Origin of the sequence: Pseudomonas sp. NPDC088429 (assembly GCF_044753305.1) — a bacterium.
GTDB lineage: Bacteria > Pseudomonadota > Gammaproteobacteria > Pseudomonadales > Pseudomonadaceae > Aquipseudomonas > Aquipseudomonas rustica.
Genome location: NZ_JBIVMX010000004.1, coordinates 154,969 through 172,038 on the forward strand (window position 1 = coordinate 154,969; position 17,070 = coordinate 172,038).

A 17,070-nucleotide genomic window follows, 5' to 3' on the forward strand; every position below is an offset into this window, starting at 1 on the left:
TCAAGTACTTGGTTTGATTTCAGAGGTTCGTCAGAGGGCAAATGTCATATTTAGACACGCGCACTGGAGGCGAAAACACCCACGCCATCTAAGGTGAAACGGGCATTCCGTAAAGTTTGCACGAGGGCAAAGTGATAGCACGTCATAAGTCCGTAAGGACTACCTGTCTAAAGGAGTTGTAGGTATGACTGATTTAAGTAAGTGGTTACCTACGTTTGCGTTAGTTGCAGCGTCGGTCATCTCAGCCTCGGCCATGGCTGCGGAGAAACCCAACATATTGGTGATTTTTGGTGACGACATCGGCCAGACCAATATCAGCGCCTATTCAATGGGCGTGGTGGGTTACAAAACGCCAAACATCGACCGGATTGCCAAAGAAGGCATGATGTTCACCGACTACTACGCGGAGAACAGCTGCACGGCAGGTCGATCTTCTTTCATCACTGGCCAGACGCCACTGCGTACCGGCCTGTCGAAAGTCGGCATCCCCGGCGCACCGGTCGGCCTGCAAAAACGCGATATCACCATCGCTCAGGCGCTCAAATCCCAGGGTTATGCGACCGGTCAGTTCGGCAAGAACCACTTGGGCGACAAGGATGAATACCTGCCGACCAACCACGGTTTCGACGAGTTCTTTGGCAACCTGTATCACCTCAATGCCGAAGAAGAACCTGAGCGTCCGTACTGGCCGAAGGATGACCCGGAATTCGTCAAAGCCACCTCCCCTCGCGGCGTCATTCACAGCTTTGCCGATGGCAAAATCGAAGACACCGGTGCGTTGACTAAAAAACGCATGGAAACCATCGACGACGAAACCACCGCCGCCGCACAGGCTTTCATCGAGAAACAGGCGAAAGCGGACAAACCGTTTTTTGTCTGGATGAACACCACCCGCATGCACGCGTTTACGCACATTCGTGACTCAATGCAGGGCCAAAGCGGCATGCCGGGCAACGATTACGCCGACGGCATGATCGAGCACGACGGTGACGTCGGTAAACTGCTGAAAACCCTCGATGACCTGAAAATCACCGACAACACCATCGTGGTTTACACCACCGACAACGGCCCGAACCAGTGGTCGTGGCCCGATGCGGCAACCACACCGTTCCGCAACGAGAAGAACTCCAACTGGGAAGGCGCATACCGTGTGCCAGCAATGGTTCGCTGGCCGGGCAAGATCAAACCGGGTGAAGTGTCCAACGAGCTGTTCTCGGGTCTGGACTGGTTCCCGACACTGCTCGCCGCTGCGGGTGATACCGATGTCACCAACAAGCTGCTCAAAGGCTGGGCGCCGACTTCCGGTGGCACCAGTTTCAAAGTGCATCTGGATGGCTACAACCAACTGCCGTACCTGACCGGCCAAAGCCCTAAAGGTGAGCGCAAGGAGTTCTACTACTTCAACGACGATGGCGTGCTGGTGTCGATGCGTTTCGGCAACTGGAAAGCCGTGTTCTGCGAACAACGCGCACCGGGCGGTTTCAAGGTCTGGAGCGAACCGTTCGTGTGCCTGCGCGTACCGAAAATCTTCAACCTGCGCATGGACCCGTATGAACGTGCCGATATCGTTTCCGACCAGTACTACGACTGGACGACCAAAAACGTTTATCTGACCGAAATGGCCGTCGGCAAGTCCGCAGCGTTCCTGCAGACCTTCGTCGATTACCCGCCTAGCCAGAAACCGGCGAGCTTCAGCGTTGACCAGATCCGCGCGGCGGTCGATGCAAAAATCGCTGAAAAAATGAAGGCCGAAGCAAAACAGTAAGACGAGCGCCTGAGAGCGGCATCGCAAAGCTTTCTCCAGACGCGGCATCCCGTATGTCGCGCCTGGAGAAAGCCCCATTATTCAGGGAGAAGAACATATGAAGGCAGCCCTATGGGTGTTGACGCTGGCGTCACTGGCAGGCTGTGCGGCACCCTCGATGAATGAACTGCGCCAGGAAGAACCGCGCCAAGTGCTGCATTCGAAAAAAGCCGTCAAGGTGATTGCCGACTGCGTACAGCATGGCTGGGAGAACCTTTCGGTGTTCGAGGGCCGATCCGGGGCCACTCAGGAACCGGGCAAGAAAGGCGCGATTACGGTGGCCACAACGGGCTCGGCATACTTCGTTGATATTCAGCCTGATGCGTCCGGTTCGGTGGCGAAATATTACGCATCGACCTATCGCTGGATATCCAGGAAGCACTTGGACACTGTGGAAAGCTGCCTGTAATTTGCCGCCTGGCCCACTGCGCAGAGGTGGGCCGGGATTACTTGCACTTGGCCAACACCACCTGACAGGTGTTCGGCGTGCCACCGGAACGACCGGCATAGCGGATGCAGTTGTTCAAGGATTTTTGGCGAGCCATGTTCAGGCTGGAGCCCCACGCGAGACCGCCCTCGCCGACCGTTGGTAATGCCTTGGCGTAACAACTGTCGCCGACGCCTGATGGCGGATAGTGCTTTCGGCTCGAGCAGCCTGAGATCAACGTCAGGCTGATCGCTACCAACGTGAGCCAGGCCCATAACGGACTCCGGCACCTCTGTAATCCGATCATCCCGTTTCACCTGCTGCGAGAGAGCCGCGAATGGCATGAGTCTAGCCGGTATGCCACAGGGTCATGTAGGAGCTGCCGAAGGCTGCGATCTTTTGATCTGTTTTTAAGATCAAGATGAAAAGATCGCAGCCTTCGGCAGCTCCTACAGTAATCCGATTAGCCCGTTACCTCTGGCCAACGCAGCCAAACTGTGGGAGCCGGCTTGCTCGCGAAAGCGGTGTGTCAGGTACCGAATTGTTAAACGAACGACCGCTTTCGCGAGCAAGCTCTGCTCCTACAAAAGCACAAGCAACATCAAAAAATCGCAGCCTTCGGCAGCTCCTACACAGGATGAGCGCAAGCTCGGCTGCAGCTTTTGATCTTGCTCTACCCGCCCCGTCGGAAGGCTGAGTGGAGGGATTTATCCGGGGGTGGGAGCGCAGCGACCGTTTGGCGCAGCCAAACACATCGAGAGGAGGTGCAGCGCAGCAAACCGGAGGCGATGCGCCCGGATGAATTCCGTAACGAAGGAACCCCGAGCCCCAGCGAGCGGGCCGAACGCTGGGGCAAAGCCTTTTGGGTTACCTTTTCGGCGTTTGGAAAAGGTGACCCGCCGTAAGGGCGGAACCCTAAGCCGCCGTTACCGCAGCAATGGATATGTACTCAGTCACCAAAAATCCAGCCGCCCAACCCGACGCCTTCGCGAGCAAGCCCGCACACAGTTGGAACCGAGTACATTAAAAAAAAGACTAGTCGGCTCTAATACCGCCATCGCTGGCAAGCCAGTTCCCACAGTGTTTTGGGTGTGACCAGGATTTGGGATGAGCCCAGAACCTGTGGGAGCGGGCTTGCTCGCGAAGGCGGCGGCAGGCTCAGCATCCACGTTGCAGGTACACCGCTTTCGCGAGCAAGCTCTGCTCCTACAAAAGCACAAGCAACATCAAAAGATCGCAGCCTTCGGCAGCTCCTACACAGGATGAGCGCAAGCTCGGCTGCAGCTTTTGATCTTGCGCTACCCGCCCCGTCGGAAGGCTGAGTGGAGGGATTTATCCGGGGGTGGGAGCGCAGCGACCGTTTGGCGCAGCCAAACACATCGAGAGGAGGTGCAGCGCAGCAAACCGGAGGCGATGCGCCCGGATGAATTCCGTAACGAAGGAACCCCGAGCCCCAGCGAGCGGGCCGAACGCTGGGGCAAAGCCTTTTGGGTTACCTTTTCGGCGTTTGGAAAAGGTGACCCGCCGTAAGGGCGGAACCTTAAGCCGCCGTTACCGCAGCAATGGATATGTACCCAGCCAACAAAAATCCAGCCCTTCGCGAGCAAGCCCGCTCCCACAGGGGATTACGGTCGTTCACTGAAAAGTGGCCTGTCGATACTGGCGAGGGGTGAAACCGGTAGAACCCTTGAATTGGCGAGTGAACGCACTGTGATCGGTGTAACCGCATTGCAGCGCAACGTCAGTGATCGGCAAATCACTATGCAGCAGGCGATGCGCATGCTCCAGCCGCACCTTCTGGATCATCTGCCGAGGCGTCAAATGGAACACGCGCTTACAGTAACGCTCCAGTTGCGCAACGGAAATACCAGCAATCCGGGTCAATTCCACCAAAGTCACCCGACGATTGAAATTCGCCCGAATGTGCTCATCGACAGCCGCCAATCGTTCAAACGCCGGATGCGTTTCACTGGCCGATTGCAGATCCACCGAAATCCCCGCCAGCCCGATAATCACCCCGTCACGGTTGTACAGCGGCTGCTTGTGCGTCAGGCACCAGCCCGGTTCGCGACTGCCGTACAGGTGTAGCTCAAGCTGATCCTCCAGCACAAAGCCCTCCTCCAGCACTTTGCGATCCTGCTCGGTATAGCCCGGGCCTAGTTGCGCCGGGAATACCTGCGCACTGGTTTTACCGAGCAACGGACGCAAATCCTTCAAGCCACAACGCTGCACCAACGTGCGGTTGGCGAGCACGTAACGCGCCTGCGTGTCCTTGATGAAAATCGCCGCATTGGGGATCACGTCGAGCATCGGCAACAGCAGCGCCGCACCGGCCAGTAACTCCTCCAGGGTCTGCGGACGATGGCCGCCGATGCCTTGGGACAGGATCGAAAACGCTTGCTGCATTACGGATTCCTCTTCAAACGCGGATCGGCCAAGTGCCCGCCCTGCGGCGTTCGCGTGCAGATTGCAGGATCAATGCAGGCCTGTCGAGGGCCGCGATTAATCTGCGCCATTGTGCTGATTTCGTCATCCAACCCGCCGCAAAACATCAATCGCCATGCCGTCGATGAGTTCAAAGTCTGGCCGTCCCAGTGACACAACTGCCTATCCAATAACTCACAAGAAGGCGATGCCATGTCAGGCCAAGGCAAGTTCAAAAAACAGCTTTCACTGATCGACCTCACATTTATCGGGCTCGGAGCGATCTTCGGTTCTGGCTGGTTGTTCGCGGCCAGTCACGTGTCCGCGATTGCCGGGCCGGCGGGGATTTTCTCCTGGTTGCTGGGCGGTTTTGCCGTGTTGTTGCTGGGCATCGTTTACTGCGAACTGGGCGCGGCCTTACCGCGTGCCGGCGGCGTGGTGCGTTACCCGGTTTACTCCCACGGGCCGCTGCTCGGCTACCTGATGGGCTTCATCACCCTGATCGCGTTTTCCAGTCTGGTGGCGATCGAAGTGGTTGCTTCGCGCCAATACGCGGCGGCATGGTTTCCCGAGCTGACCCAGACGGGCAGCGGCAACCCGACGATCCTCGGCTGGATGGTGCAGTTCGGCCTGCTCTGCGTGTTTTTCCTGCTCAACTACCGCAGCGTGAAGACCTTCGCCAAGGCCAACAATCTGGTCAGCGTGTTCAAGTTCATCGTGCCGCTGCTGGTGATCGGCGTGCTGTTCACCTTCTTCAAACCGGCCAACTTCCAGGTGCAAGGTTTTGCGCCGTTCGGCTTGTCCGGTATCGAAATGGCAGTGTCGGCGGGCGGCGTGATTTTCGCCTATCTGGGGCTGACACCGATCATCTCGGTGGCCAGTGAAGTGAAGAATCCGCAGCGCACCATTCCTATCGCGTTGATTCTCTCGGTGTTGCTGTCGACGCTGATTTATGTGCTGCTGCAAATGGCCTTTCTCGGCAGCATCCCGACAGAAATGCTCGCCAATGGCTGGGCCGGGATCAGCAAAGAGTTTTCCCTGCCGTATCGCGACATCGCTCTGGCGCTAGGCGTGGGTTGGCTGGCGTATCTGGTGGTCGCCGATGCGGTGATCTCGCCAAGCGGTTGCGGCAACATCTACATGAACGCCACGCCGCGCGTGATCTACGGTTGGGCGCAGACCGGCACCTTCTTCAAAGTCTTCACCCACATCGACGAGAAGTCCGGCATCCCACGTCCGGCGCTGTGGCTGACCTTCGCCCTGTCGGTGTTCTGGACGCTGCCATTTCCGTCGTGGGAAGCGCTGATCAACGTGGTCTCCGCCGCGCTAGTGTTGAGCTACGCCGTGGCACCGGTTTCGGTGGCTGCACTGCGCCGCAATGCGCCGAACATGCCGCGTCCGTTCCGGGTCAAGTGCATGGGCGTGCTCGGGCCGGTGTCGTTCATCATCGCCGCGCTGATCGTTTACTGGTCGGGCTGGAACACCGTGTCGTGGCTGCTTGGCCTGCAAATTCTGATGTTCGTTGTGTATCTGCTGTGCGGCCGTTTCGTGCCGACCGCGCACCTCAATCTGGCCAGCCAGGTGCGCTCCTCGGCGTGGTTGATAGCCTTCTACGCAGTAACCATCGTCCTGTCGAAACTCGGCACCTTTGGTGGCCTCGGCATCCTCGCTCATCCGTTCGACACCATTGTCGTCGCCGTTTGCGCCACCGGTATTTATTACTGGGGCGCCGCGACGGGCGTACCGGCGCACCTGCTGCGTCTGGAAGAAGACGATGAAGAAAGCGAAGTCGCCGCCCCTGCCTCGACCGTGACCGTGCGCCCTGCCGGCGCCTACTGAAATCATCCAACGGGATCTATTCATGAAAGAAGTACACGTCATTGATTCCCACACCGGCGGTGAACCCACGCGTCTGGTGATGAGCGGTTTCCCCGATCTGCCCGGCAACAGCATGGTGGAAAAGCGCGATGCCCTGCGCAATCAGCATGACGTCTGGCGCCGCGCCTGCCTGCTGGAACCGCGCGGCAACGATGTGCTGGTCGGCGCGCTGTATTGCCAACCGGTGTCGCCGGACGCCACGTGCGGGGTGATTTTCTTCAACAACGCCGGTTACCTCGGCATGTGCGGCCACGGCACCATCGGCCTGATCAACTCGTTGCAGTACCTGGGAAAAATCCAGCCGGGCGTGCACAAGATCGACACACCGGTCGGCCCGGTCAGCGCCACGTTGCATGACGACGGCTCGGTCACGCTGGGCAACGTCCCCGCTTACCGTCATCGCAAACAGGTGCCGGTGGATGTGCCGGGATTCGGTCGCGTCTTCGGCGATATCGCCTATGGCGGCAACTGGTTCTTCCTCGTTTCCGAACACGGCCAGACGCTGACGATGGACAACGTCGAACACCTCACCGCCTACACCTGGGCGATGCTCAAGGCCCTCGAAGACCAAGGTATTTACGGCGAAGACGATGCGGTGATCGACCACATCGAACTGTTCGCCGATGACGCCAACGCCGACAGCCGCAACTTCGTCATGTGCCCCGGCAAAGCCTACGACCGCTCCCCATGCGGCACTGGCACCAGCGCCAAACTCGCCTGCCTCGCCGCCGACGACAAGCTGCAACCCGGCGCGATCTGGGTGCAGGCGAGCATCACCGGCAGCCAGTTCGAAGGCCGCTTCGAATGGGAGGGCGAGCGCATTCGCCCGTACATCACCGGCCGCGCCTACATGACCGCCGACAGCACCTTGCTGATCGACGAAACAGACCCGTTCGCGTGGGGCATTTAAGCCGCCGCGCAGACTTTTCACCTCAATTTGAACGATGTGCCAAGGAGTTAAAACAATGAGCGACAACATCTTCACCGGTTGCATGCCGGCCCTGATGACCCCGTGCACCGCGCAGCGCAAACCGGACTTCGACGCGCTGGTGGCCAAGGGTCGCGAGCTAATCGATATCGGCATGAGCGCGGTGGTGTATTGCGGCTCGATGGGTGACTGGCCGCTGCTCACCGAGGCTGAACGTCAGGAAGGCGTGGCGCGTCTGGTGGCAGCAGGCATTCCTACGATTGTCGGCACCGGCGCGGTGAATTCCCGTGAAGCAGTCGCCCACGCGGCGCATGCGGCAAAAGTCGGCGCGCAAGGTTTGATGGTGATTCCGCGCGTACTGTCCCGTGGCGCTTCAGCGACTGCACAAAAAGCCCACTTCGCGGCCATTTTGCAAGCGGCGCCGAACCTGCCGGCGGTGATCTACAACAGCCCTTACTACGGCTTTGCCACCCGCGCCGATCTGTTCTTCGAACTGCGCCGCGAGTACCCGAACCTGATCGGCTTCAAGGAATTTGGCGGCGGCGCCGACCTGCGCTACGCCGCTGAAAACATCACCTCCAAAGATGAAAACGTGACGCTGATGGTCGGCGTCGACACGCAAGTGGTGCACGGTTTCGTCAACTGCAACGCCACCGGCGCGATCACCGGGATCGGCAACGCCCTGCCCCGCGAAGTGCTGCAACTGGTTGCGCTGAGCAAAAAGGCTGCCCAAGGAGATGCGCAGGCGCGGCGTCAGGCGCGGGAGCTGGAATCGGCATTGGCGGTGCTGTCGTCGTTCGATGAAGGCTGCGATCTGGTGCTGTATTACAAGCATCTGATGGTGCTCAACGGCGACAAGGAATACACCCTGCACTTCAACGAAACCGATGCGTTGAGCGACTCGCAGCGGCGTTATGCCGAGAAGCAGTACGCGCTGTTCCGTCACTGGTACGAGAACTGGTCGGCAGAACAGAACTTCGCCTGATCCTTGCTTTCGCCTGCCGTGAAGTTTTTAGCTCACGGCGGGCATCACTTTTTTATCGGGAAAACACCATGACGCTGACGGGCCACATGCTGATCGGGCAGCACATTGTCGCGGGTAATCGCGAAGCCATTCGGGGCATCAACCCGGCCACGAACGCCACGCTGGAACCGGCGTATGCCGGCGGTTCGGCGGAACATGTCGAGCAGGCTTGCGCGCTGGCCTGGGCGGCGTTCGACGCTTATCGCGAGACAACCCTGAATGTCCGCGCCGAATTTCTTGAAAGCATTGCCGCGGAAATCGAAGCCCTCGGTGATGAATTGATCGACCGCGCCATGGCTGAAACCGGCCTGCCGCGCCCTCGCCTGTTGGGTGAACGCGGGCGCACTTGCCAACAATTGCGAATGTTCGCGCGCACCGTGCGCGCGGGCGAATGGCTGGATGTGCGCGTCGATAACGCGCAGCCGGATCGTCAACCGATGCCGCGTTCGGATCTGCGTCAACGGCAGATTGCGCTGGGGCCGGTGGCGGTGTTCGGCGCGAGCAATTTTCCCTTGGCGTTTTCGGTGGCGGGCGGCGATACGGCATCGGCGCTGGCGGCCGGCTGCCCGGTGATCGTCAAGGCGCACAGTGCGCATCCCGGCACCAGTGAACTGGTTGGCCGCGCGGTGGCGCGGGCGGTGAAAACCTGTGGTTTGCCGGACGGTGTGTTTTCGCTGTTGTACGGTTCCGGGCGCGAAGTGGGCATTGCGTTGGTCCGCGATCCACGCATCAAAGCTGTGGGTTTTACGGGTTCGCGCAGCGGTGGTCTGGCGCTGATTCAAGCGGCACAGGCGCGGCCCGAGCCGATTCCGGTGTATGCGGAAATGAGTTCGATCAACCCGGTGCTGCTGTTTCCGGCGGCATTACAGAAGCGCACTCAGGCATTGGCCGATGGGTTTGTGGCTTCGCTGACATTGGGCGCCGGGCAGTTTTGTACCAATCCGGGATTGGTGATTGCCCTGAAAAGTGCAGCGCTGGTCAGTTTTATCGCCGCTACGGCCGAACGGATTAAAAACAGTCCGGCGCAGACGATGCTCACCCCGGGGATCTTCAATGCCTATGAATCGGCGGTGAATGCGCTGGCCGAAAACGCTCGGGCAAACGTCGCCGCCATCGGCCAGATCGGCAGCGGCCCGAATCAGGGTCAGGCGCAGGTGTTTGTCAGCGACGCCGCTGACTTCCTCGCTGATCACAATCTGCAGGGAGAAGCCTTTGGCGCCGCATCGTTGATCGTGCAATGCGCCAGCGTGGATGAAATGCGTCAGGTCACCGAGCGTCTGGAAGGTCAGTTGACTGCGACGCTGCACCTGGATGATGAAGACCTTGATCACGCCCGCGCGCTGCTGCCGACACTGGAGCGCAAGGCCGGACGCTTGCTGGTGAATGGCTGGCCGACCGGCGTCGAAGTCTGCGATGCAATGGTGCACGGCGGGCCCTTCCCGGCGACGTCAGACTCGCGCACAACGTCGGTGGGCACGGCGGCGATCCTGCGTTTTCTGCGCCCGGTCTGTTATCAGGATTTCCCCGACAGCTTGTTGCCGACAGCACTGAAACACGCCAATCCGTTGCACCTGAGTCGCCTGCTCGATGGGCACAGGGAAGCACTGACCAATGACGAATAACGTCTCCCACGACATCGCCGTGGTCGGCGCCGGCATCATCGGCGTCGCCTGCGCCTTGCGTTTTGCCCGCGAGGGTTTGCGCGTGGTCGTCATCGATCAACAGCTACCGGGCCACGGCGCTTCTTTCGGCAACGCCGGGCATCTGGCGACCGAACAGGTGTTCCCGATTGCCGATGCGTCGATCCTCAAACGCCTGCCGGCCATGCTGCTCGACCCGATGGGGCCGTTGCGGCTGGACTGGAAATACCTGCCCCGCGCCTTGCCGTGGTTCACGCGGCTGCTGCTGAACCTGCGGGCGGAACCGTTTCAGAAAACCGTGGCCGGATTACGCGCGCTGAATGAAAGCAGTCTGGATGCCTGGCAGCGCTTGCTCGCCGACATCCAGCGGCCGGACTTGCTCAAAGTCGACGGCTCGTTGCTGGTGTTCGAACGCCCGGAATCACGTCAGGCCATCGGCGCGTTGCAAGCTCGATTGCGACAGCAGGAAGTGCCTGTCGATTATTGGCAGGCCAAGGCGATTCAGGACACGGCGCCGCAACTCAGCGAGCAGATTCAGGGCGGTTTGTTCTTTCCGCGCACCGGGCATTTCATTGACCCGTACCGGGTGGTGTGCGAATTGGTTGAAGCGGCAAAAGCCTGCGGCGTGAGTTTTCTGCAGCAGCAGGTGCAGGGAGGCCATGTTCAGGAAAACGGCGTTTCGCTGATTACCGGAAATGGTGGCTTGACCGCAAGCCGCGTGCTGATTGCCTGCGGCGCGCACTCGGCGAAACTGACCGCTGCGCTGACCGGCAAAAAAGTACCGCTGGACACCGAGCGCGGTTATCACCTGATGTTGCCGCAGGAACAGGGTCGACTGCCCTTCCCGGTCACCTCGCTGGAACGCAAGTTCATCATGACGCCGATGACCGAAGGGTTGCGGCTGGCGGGTACGGTTGAATTTGCGGGGCTGGAGAAACCGCCGAGCATGGAGCGCGCATGGCAGTTGCATCGGTTGAGTCAGGGCTTGTTTCGCAAGGATCTGAGTGCTGAAGCGGCGACACCGTGGATGGGATTGCGGCCGTCGTTGCCGGACTCGCTGCCGGTGATTGATCAGGTGTGCGGGGGCAAGGTGTTGCTTGCGTTTGGTCATCAGCATTTGGGGCTGACGCAGGCGGCGGTGACGGCGGAGATGGTTGTCGGGATGGCGTTGCGTGAGATGCCGAGAAACGAGCCATACAGGCTTGACCGTTTCTAAAAACCGCCCTGTAGGAGCTGCGGCACGCTGCGATCCTTTGATCTTGATTTTTTAAGATCAAAAGATCGCAGCGTGCCGCAGCTCCTACAGGGCTTTGTATTTAGGCGTCGTAGAAAGGGGCGACCGATACCCGGCTACCGACAAAGAAACTGTCCGCCACCAACCGCAACGGTTGCAAATCCAGATCACTGCCCTTCTCGGCAATCAACTGTTGAAAATGCCGATACACCGCCGCGTACTCACCCTCTTCCGATACGGCCTGACGCACGCCATCAATACTCAACAGCGCCCCACCGTTATCCAGTCGCAGCACGCCTTCCTTGCAACGAATCTCAATACTCCACAACTCATCATGCCCATGATCAAAATCAAACTCCGCTCGCACATCGAGCTGCTGCGCATCCGACATTTTGATCGAAGCGGCAATCGGCGATTGGCAGTTTTCCGGCACGCGCAGTTCTGCGGATTCGACAAACAGCGGCAGCGCCAAAAGGTGAGTGACGATCGACAAGGCATTGATGCCCGGATCGAATACGCCGAGGCCGCCGGGTTGCCAGATCCACGTCTGGCCGGGGTGCCACTTGCGCACATCTTCTTTCCAGTCGATCTGCACGCTTTGCAAAGTGCGCGTGGCGAGCCAGTCACGGGCGATTTCGATGCCCGGCGCAAAGCGTGAATGCCAGGCAAACAAGGCACTGACGCCCTGCTCTTTTGCCTGATCGACCAAGGCCATGGCCTCGCCCAACGTTGCGCACGGCGGCTTTTCCACCAGCACATGTTTGCCCGCCGCCAGCGCTTGCTGCACCAGGGCGAAGCGACCTTGCGGCGGCGTGCAGAAGGCAATTGCATCGACCGGCGGGCCGTTTTCGAGCAACTCGCTCAGTGACTGAAAATTCTCTACGCCGGCGCAAGGTTTGCCTTGGGTGGCGACAGACACCAACTGGAATGCGCGGTTGGCGTTGATCGCCGGGACGTGTTGATCCTGAGCAATCTTGCCGTAGCCCACCAGACCGAGACGGATTGGTTGCATCAATGACTCCTGCTTGAGTTTTTTGTTTTATGCAGCGAACCGGCAGATTACCCGCAAACGCCGCGAGCGTCTGTCACCGCAAAGTCACAACGGCGCACAGGATCAGGCAAGGATCGCACAGGAATGCACTACTTCCCGGCCCACCGAAAAGCGAAGAATGTCACCACGACAAACCGATTGAGGATGTTCCCATGCTTGTACAAGCCTACGGCGCCCACGCTGGCGACAAACCCCTTGAGCCAATGCAGATCAACCGCCGCGCCCCGGCGGCCCATGACGTGCAGATCGATATCGCCTTCTGCGGCATCTGCCATTCAGACCTGCACCAGGTGCGCGCGGAATGGGCCGGCACGCAATTCCCTTGCGTGCCGGGACATGAAATTGTCGGTCGTGTGTCGGCGGTGGGCGCGCATGTCGGCGATTACAAGGTGGGCGATCTGGTCGGCGTCGGTTGCATCGTCGACAGCTGCAAACACTGCGATGACTGTGAGTCCGGGCTGGAAAACTACTGCGACGGCATGATCGGCACCTACAACTTCCCGACCCCGGACGCGCCGGGCTGGACGATGGGCGGTTACGCGCAAAACATCGTCGTGCATGAACGCTACGTGTTGCGCATCCGCCATCCCGAAGCGCAACTGGCCGCCGTCGCGCCGCTGCTGTGCGCGGGTATCACCAATTATTCACCGCTGCGCCACTGGAACGCCGGGCCTGGCAAAAAAGTCGGCGTGGTTGGCATCGGCGGTTTGGGCCACATGGGCATCAAACTGGCGCATGCCTTGGGCGCGCACGTTGTGGCCTTCACTACTTCGGAATCCAAGCGCGAAGCGGCGTTGGCGCTGGGTGCCGATGAAGTGGTGGTTTCTCGCAATCCTGAGGAAATGGCTGCGCACGCGAAGAGTTTCGATTTGATCCTCAACGCTGTCGCGGCGCCGCATGATCTCGATGCGTTTCTGGTGCTGCTCAAACGTGACGGTGCCTTGACCTTGGTTGGTGCGCCGGCAACGTCGCATCCATCGCCGAATGTGTTCAACCTGATCATGAAGCGCCGCACGATTGCGGGTTCGATGATTGGCGGTATTGCTGAAACTCAGGAGATGCTGGATTTCTGTGCCGAGCACGGCATCGTTTCGGATATCGAATTGATCCGCGCGGATCAGATCAATGCGTCGTATGAGCGGATGCTCAAGGGTGATGTGAAGTACCGGTTTGTGATCGATAACGCGACGTTGGCGGGTTAACCCACTTCATCACTGATGATCACAAAACCTGTGGTGAGGGGATTTATCCCCTCACCACAGGGTAGTGTTTACTCAGCTTTGACGGGGTGCAATGCCGCCGCATGATGCATCGCCAGATGCCCGGTCTTGGCACTTTTCACTTCGTATTGCGGCTCGTCCTTTGATGCCGGTCGATGCCGTCCCATGAACTCGATATCCCGCGTATGCACTTTGACCACCGTGCCGCGAATCTCGCCGGCCTCGCTGTTCCAGCGCACCGCGTCGCCGACCTTGAATGACGTGCTCATGGCAATCCCCTCACTGCGCTGGCGGATGCTCACTCGATACCGAGTTGGCGGCGTCCACATCCGTCATGTCCTCGTCGAGCGGTGACTCGTCATCGGCAGGCAACGGAACCTCTGGTTGATCGCGTTTCGGGTCGTGTCCCGTTTCATTGTCCGTGGTGCGCGTCACGTCTTGCTGCGACTTGTTGCCCGGTGCATTTTCATCGATGTCCATGACTGGCTCTCCGCTTGGCCGCACGGAAAATCCGCGCTTACAGGTGAGAGACAACGGCACCGCGCAAGTGCCGGGTACTGGACGAACGGCGCTCGTGCTCACCAGCAAATTAGCTGGCCAACAGTGCTTTGGTCATTGCCATCGAGGTGTTCAGCGACTGCCCCGTACGCTGCAGTTTGTTCAGCAAACTGGCGCCCAGCCACAGCTGATACAGGGTTTCCGCCAGATGCCGGGCATCACCGGTCGGCAGGGTCTTTTCGGCCTGGCCTTGCTCGATGCACAGCGTGATGCGCGAGACCACTTGCTCGGCGCCGTCGCGCAGGGTCAGGCGCATCGATTCGGAGAGGTCGGCAACTTCGGCGCTGAGTTTTACCACCAGGCACTCATCGCCATGGCCTTCGAGGGTGCAGCGGTCTTGCCAGCCCTGCCAGTAATCCATCAGCCGTTCATAGGCGGTCAGCCCCGGCAGGGTCAGGCGCCGCTCCATGTCGGCCAGATAACCGACGAAGTAATCCTCGAGCAAGGCCTGGCCGTAAAGCTCTTTGGATTTGAAGTAGTGATAGAACGAGCCCTTGGGCACACCGGCGGTTTGCAGGATTTCATTGAGGCCGACACTGGTGAAGCCCTTCTCGGCCATCATCCGGTGGCCGGTGTCGAGCAAGTGCTGGCGGGTGTCGTCGTAGGTCGGTTTCATGGGGCGCAGATTACCAGGCAATAGACCAGTCGTTTATTTCAGAGGATGGCGAGTTTGCCATACCTGCCGAGTAAAAACCTGTTGAGAAAAAATTACTAGACGACTGGTCTAATTGGAAACTATGCTGCGCCCCGTCAACCGCATTTGCGGGTATCAGCGTGACGCGAATCCTTTGCGCCACGACGTCACCGATCAAACCAGGGTGCTCTATGAAAATTCTGATGGTTTTGACTTCCCACGATCAACTCGGCAACACCGGCCGTAAAACCGGCTTCTGGCTCGAAGAGTTTGCCGCGCCCTACTACGCCTTCAAGGATGCCGGTGCGCAGATCACTTTGGTGTCGCCGTCCGGTGGCCAGCCGCCGCTCGATCCGAAAAGCGATGAGCCCGGCGCGCAAACTGCTGAAACCGATCGCTTTCGCAACGACCCGGCAGCGCAGCAGGCACTGGCCAGCACCGGGCTTCTGGCTGAGGTCAGCGCAGAGGATTTCGATGCTGTGTTTTATCCCGGCGGCCATGGCCCGCTGTGGGATCTGGCCGAAGACTCGCACTCGATCGCGTTGATCGAAGCCTTTGCCCGCAGCAACAAGCCCCACGGCTTTGTCTGCCATGCGCCGGGCGTGTTGCGTCACGTCGTCGATGCGGCAGGCAAACCGCTGATTCAGGATCGCCAGGTGACCGGTTTCACCAATTCGGAAGAAGCTGCCGTCGGCCTGACCGACGTGGTGCCGTTCCTGATCGAAGACGAGTTTCAGCGTCTCGGCGGGCGTTACTCCAAAGTCGCTGACTGGCAGGTGCATGTGGTTGCGGACGGCCAATTGGTCACCGGCCAGAATCCCGCCAGCTCTGCCGCTGTCGCCGAGAAACTGTTGAAAATGCTCGGCTGATTCATCGCTCAACCTCATCACCGTGCTACGCGGTTTTATTTTTATCCTCGAAATAGTCGACTGGTCTAATAAGACCAGTCGAACAAGGTACCTCCATGCACAACAGCCCTTATTTCCAACCCGCGACGCTTGGCCTGCACACCCTGAAAAACCGTATCGTCCTGCCGCCCCTCACCCGCCAGCGCAGCACGCAACCGGGCAATATTGCCAATGAGTTGATGGCCGAGTATTACCAGCAACGGGCCGGCGCCGGTCTGCTGGTGACCGAAGGCACGCAGATCGAACCACGCGGCCAGGGTTACGCCTGGACACCCGGCATTCATACCCCGGAGCAAATCGCTGGATGGCGCAAAGTCACGGAAGCGGTGCACGCCGTTGACGGTGTGATTTTCGCGCAACTGTGGCATGTCGGCCGCGTCTCCCACACTGCACTGCAACCGAATGGCGCAGCGCCGGTATCGGCCTCGGCGCTGGCCACCGAGCGTGTCAGCGTGTTCATCGAAACCGCGCCGGGCGTGGGTGAACTGGTCGCCCCGTCGGCCCCGCGTGCATTGAGCACCGATGAAGTTCAGGAATTGATTCAGCTGTACATTCAAGCCGCGCGCAATGCGATGGACGCCGGTTTCGACGGCATCGAACTGCACTGCGCCAACGGTTATCTGGTCAACCAGTTCATCTCCGCGCACAGCAATCTTCGCGACGATCAATACGGCGGTTCGCTGCACAATCGCCTGCGCTTTTTGCGTGAAGTGGTGGCGGGTGTCGCCGAGTGCATCGGCAAGGAAAAAGTCGGTGTGCGTTTCGCGCCGTTGTTCACCACCACCGATGAAGCGCGAACTTACCTCGGCATGGTCGAAGAAGATCCACACACCACTTACATCGAAGCGATCAAAGTTTTGCAAGACGTCGGCATCGCCTACCTGTCCATCGCCGAAGCCGATTGGGACGATGCCCCGGCGATGCCGTTGTCGTTTCGTCAGGCCGTACGCGAAACTTTCAGTGGCGCGATCATTTATGCCGGACGCTATAACGCTGAGTCCGGGGCCCGCTTGCTCGAATCCGGAATGGCTGATTTTGTCGCCTTCGGACGCCCGTTTATGGCCAACCCGGATCTGCCCGCGCGTATCGCCAATGACTGGCCCCTCAATGCGCTGAACCCGGCCACCGTGTATGGCGGCAACGGCGAAGGGTATACCGATTACCCCGTGCACGGCTGACGGCGGCCAGCATCAAACAACGCACCGGGGATTGCCCTTCTTTCCCGGTGCAACTTAACCTCTGTGCGGCAGGTCAATCGTGTCAATGAGTGATGCGCCTGCGTGAGCAATGGCAGTCAGACCCCAAAACCAATAACGCACGAAGGGTGACATCCTGGAACA

16 protein-coding genes are annotated in these 17,070 nt (G+C 59.5%); 10 read left to right on the plus strand and 6 right to left on the minus strand.

The genetic code is table 11. The annotated features are described in order from the left end of the window. Positions 1-184: 184 nt before the first annotated feature. Positions 185-1,765 carry an arylsulfatase gene (locus ACIP66_RS04605; protein ID WP_053119536.1) on the plus strand — a complete coding sequence of 527 codons (1,581 nt, stop codon included), beginning with the start codon at positions 185-187 and terminating at the stop codon, positions 1,763-1,765. A 97-nt stretch (positions 1,766-1,862) separates the two neighbouring features. After that, positions 1,863-2,213, plus strand: a complete 351-nt coding sequence (locus tag ACIP66_RS04610; protein WP_400645834.1) for a hypothetical protein — start codon at positions 1,863-1,865, stop codon at positions 2,211-2,213. A gap of 37 nt (positions 2,214-2,250) precedes the next feature. Here the strand turns inward: ACIP66_RS04610 and ACIP66_RS04615 are convergent, their stop codons facing one another. Next, positions 2,251-2,538, minus strand: a complete 288-nt coding sequence (locus tag ACIP66_RS04615; RefSeq protein ID WP_159814828.1) for a hypothetical protein — start codon at positions 2,536-2,538, stop codon at positions 2,251-2,253. A gap of 1,328 nt (positions 2,539-3,866) precedes the next feature. After that, entirely contained in the window at positions 3,867-4,637 is a 771-nt protein-coding gene (locus ACIP66_RS04620) for a helix-turn-helix domain-containing protein (protein ID WP_400645837.1), read from the minus strand. 231 nt (positions 4,638-4,868) lie between these two features. Between ACIP66_RS04620 and ACIP66_RS04625 the strand changes: the two genes are divergently transcribed. The 5 genes from ACIP66_RS04625 (at position 4,869) to ACIP66_RS04645 (ending at position 11,341) form a co-directional block, all read left to right on the plus strand. After that, positions 4,869-6,494: an APC family permease gene (locus ACIP66_RS04625; protein ID WP_400645839.1), complete on the plus strand. Its 1,626-nt coding sequence runs from the start codon at positions 4,869-4,871 to the stop codon at positions 6,492-6,494. Between the two features lie 22 nt (positions 6,495-6,516). Then, a complete protein-coding gene (locus ACIP66_RS04630; protein ID WP_400645842.1) occupies positions 6,517-7,443 on the plus strand; it encodes a 4-hydroxyproline epimerase in 927 nt (308 codons plus the stop codon). A 55-nt stretch (positions 7,444-7,498) separates the two neighbouring features. Beyond that, positions 7,499-8,446 (plus strand): dihydrodipicolinate synthase family protein, encoded by a 948-nt coding sequence (locus ACIP66_RS04635; protein ID WP_400645845.1) that lies wholly within the window; start codon positions 7,499-7,501, stop codon positions 8,444-8,446. Between the two features lie 68 nt (positions 8,447-8,514). Further along, the gene (locus ACIP66_RS04640) at positions 8,515-10,107 is read left to right on the plus strand and encodes an aldehyde dehydrogenase (NADP(+)) (protein ID WP_400645847.1); all 1,593 of its coding nucleotides are present in this window, start codon (positions 8,515-8,517) and stop codon (positions 10,105-10,107) included. Continuing rightward, positions 10,097-11,341, plus strand: a complete 1,245-nt coding sequence (locus ACIP66_RS04645; protein ID WP_400645850.1) for an FAD-dependent oxidoreductase — start codon at positions 10,097-10,099, stop codon at positions 11,339-11,341. Before ACIP66_RS04640 ends, ACIP66_RS04645 begins: the two co-directional genes overlap by 11 nt. A 100-nt stretch (positions 11,342-11,441) precedes the next feature. On the opposite strand, the gene ACIP66_RS04650 is transcribed toward ACIP66_RS04645, so the two are convergent. Next, the gene (locus ACIP66_RS04650; RefSeq protein ID WP_400645853.1) at positions 11,442-12,371 is read right to left on the minus strand and encodes a Gfo/Idh/MocA family protein; all 930 of its coding nucleotides are present in this window, start codon (positions 12,369-12,371) and stop codon (positions 11,442-11,444) included. A 191-nt stretch (positions 12,372-12,562) separates the two neighbouring features. Here ACIP66_RS04650 and ACIP66_RS04655 point away from each other — a divergent pair, with 191 nt between their 5' ends. Continuing rightward, entirely contained in the window at positions 12,563-13,612 is a 1,050-nt protein-coding gene (locus ACIP66_RS04655; protein WP_400645855.1) for an NAD(P)-dependent alcohol dehydrogenase, read from the plus strand. Between the two features lie 68 nt (positions 13,613-13,680). On the opposite strand, the gene ACIP66_RS04660 is transcribed toward ACIP66_RS04655, so the two are convergent. From ACIP66_RS04660 to ACIP66_RS04670, 3 genes are all read right to left on the minus strand, one after another. After that, entirely contained in the window at positions 13,681-13,899 is a 219-nt protein-coding gene (locus ACIP66_RS04660; protein ID WP_400645857.1) for a DUF2945 domain-containing protein, read from the minus strand. A gap of 10 nt (positions 13,900-13,909) precedes the next feature. Continuing rightward, positions 13,910-14,110, minus strand: coding sequence for a hypothetical protein (locus ACIP66_RS04665; RefSeq protein ID WP_053119506.1), 201 nt, complete (start codon positions 14,108-14,110; stop codon positions 13,910-13,912). A 109-nt stretch (positions 14,111-14,219) separates the two neighbouring features. Continuing rightward, positions 14,220-14,804 carry a TetR/AcrR family transcriptional regulator gene (locus tag ACIP66_RS04670; RefSeq protein ID WP_053119504.1) on the minus strand — a complete coding sequence of 195 codons (585 nt, stop codon included), beginning with the start codon at positions 14,802-14,804 and terminating at the stop codon, positions 14,220-14,222. Positions 14,805-15,013: 209 nt separating this feature from the next. Between ACIP66_RS04670 and ACIP66_RS04675 the strand changes: the two genes are divergently transcribed. Next, positions 15,014-15,691 (plus strand): type 1 glutamine amidotransferase domain-containing protein, encoded by a 678-nt coding sequence (locus ACIP66_RS04675; RefSeq protein ID WP_400645860.1) that lies wholly within the window; start codon positions 15,014-15,016, stop codon positions 15,689-15,691. Positions 15,692-15,786: 95 nt separating this feature from the next. Then, entirely contained in the window at positions 15,787-16,908 is a 1,122-nt protein-coding gene (locus ACIP66_RS04680) for an alkene reductase (RefSeq protein WP_400645863.1), read from the plus strand. Positions 16,909-17,070: the final 162 nt, after the last annotated feature.

Coding starts and splice junctions, on each gene's coding strand:
- ACIP66_RS04605 (WP_053119536.1), top strand. CDS start 185: ATGACTGATTTAAGTAAGTGGTTACCTACGTTTGCGTTAGTTGCAGCG.
- ACIP66_RS04610 (WP_400645834.1), top strand. CDS start 1,863: ATGAAGGCAGCCCTATGGGTGTTGACGCTGGCGTCACTGGCAGGCTGT.
- ACIP66_RS04615 (WP_159814828.1), bottom strand. CDS start 2,538: ATGATCGGATTACAGAGGTGCCGGAGTCCGTTATGGGCCTGGCTCACG.
- ACIP66_RS04620 (WP_400645837.1), bottom strand. CDS start 4,637: ATGCAGCAAGCGTTTTCGATCCTGTCCCAAGGCATCGGCGGCCATCGT.
- ACIP66_RS04625 (WP_400645839.1), top strand. CDS start 4,869: ATGTCAGGCCAAGGCAAGTTCAAAAAACAGCTTTCACTGATCGACCTC.
- ACIP66_RS04630 (WP_400645842.1), top strand. CDS start 6,517: ATGAAAGAAGTACACGTCATTGATTCCCACACCGGCGGTGAACCCACG.
- ACIP66_RS04635 (WP_400645845.1), top strand. CDS start 7,499: ATGAGCGACAACATCTTCACCGGTTGCATGCCGGCCCTGATGACCCCG.
- ACIP66_RS04640 (WP_400645847.1), top strand. CDS start 8,515: ATGACGCTGACGGGCCACATGCTGATCGGGCAGCACATTGTCGCGGGT.
- ACIP66_RS04645 (WP_400645850.1), top strand. CDS start 10,097: ATGACGAATAACGTCTCCCACGACATCGCCGTGGTCGGCGCCGGCATC.
- ACIP66_RS04650 (WP_400645853.1), bottom strand. CDS start 12,371: ATGCAACCAATCCGTCTCGGTCTGGTGGGCTACGGCAAGATTGCTCAG.
- ACIP66_RS04655 (WP_400645855.1), top strand. CDS start 12,563: ATGCTTGTACAAGCCTACGGCGCCCACGCTGGCGACAAACCCCTTGAG.
- ACIP66_RS04660 (WP_400645857.1), bottom strand. CDS start 13,899: ATGAGCACGTCATTCAAGGTCGGCGACGCGGTGCGCTGGAACAGCGAG.
- ACIP66_RS04665 (WP_053119506.1), bottom strand. CDS start 14,110: ATGGACATCGATGAAAATGCACCGGGCAACAAGTCGCAGCAAGACGTG.
- ACIP66_RS04670 (WP_053119504.1), bottom strand. CDS start 14,804: ATGAAACCGACCTACGACGACACCCGCCAGCACTTGCTCGACACCGGC.
- ACIP66_RS04675 (WP_400645860.1), top strand. CDS start 15,014: ATGAAAATTCTGATGGTTTTGACTTCCCACGATCAACTCGGCAACACC.
- ACIP66_RS04680 (WP_400645863.1), top strand. CDS start 15,787: ATGCACAACAGCCCTTATTTCCAACCCGCGACGCTTGGCCTGCACACC.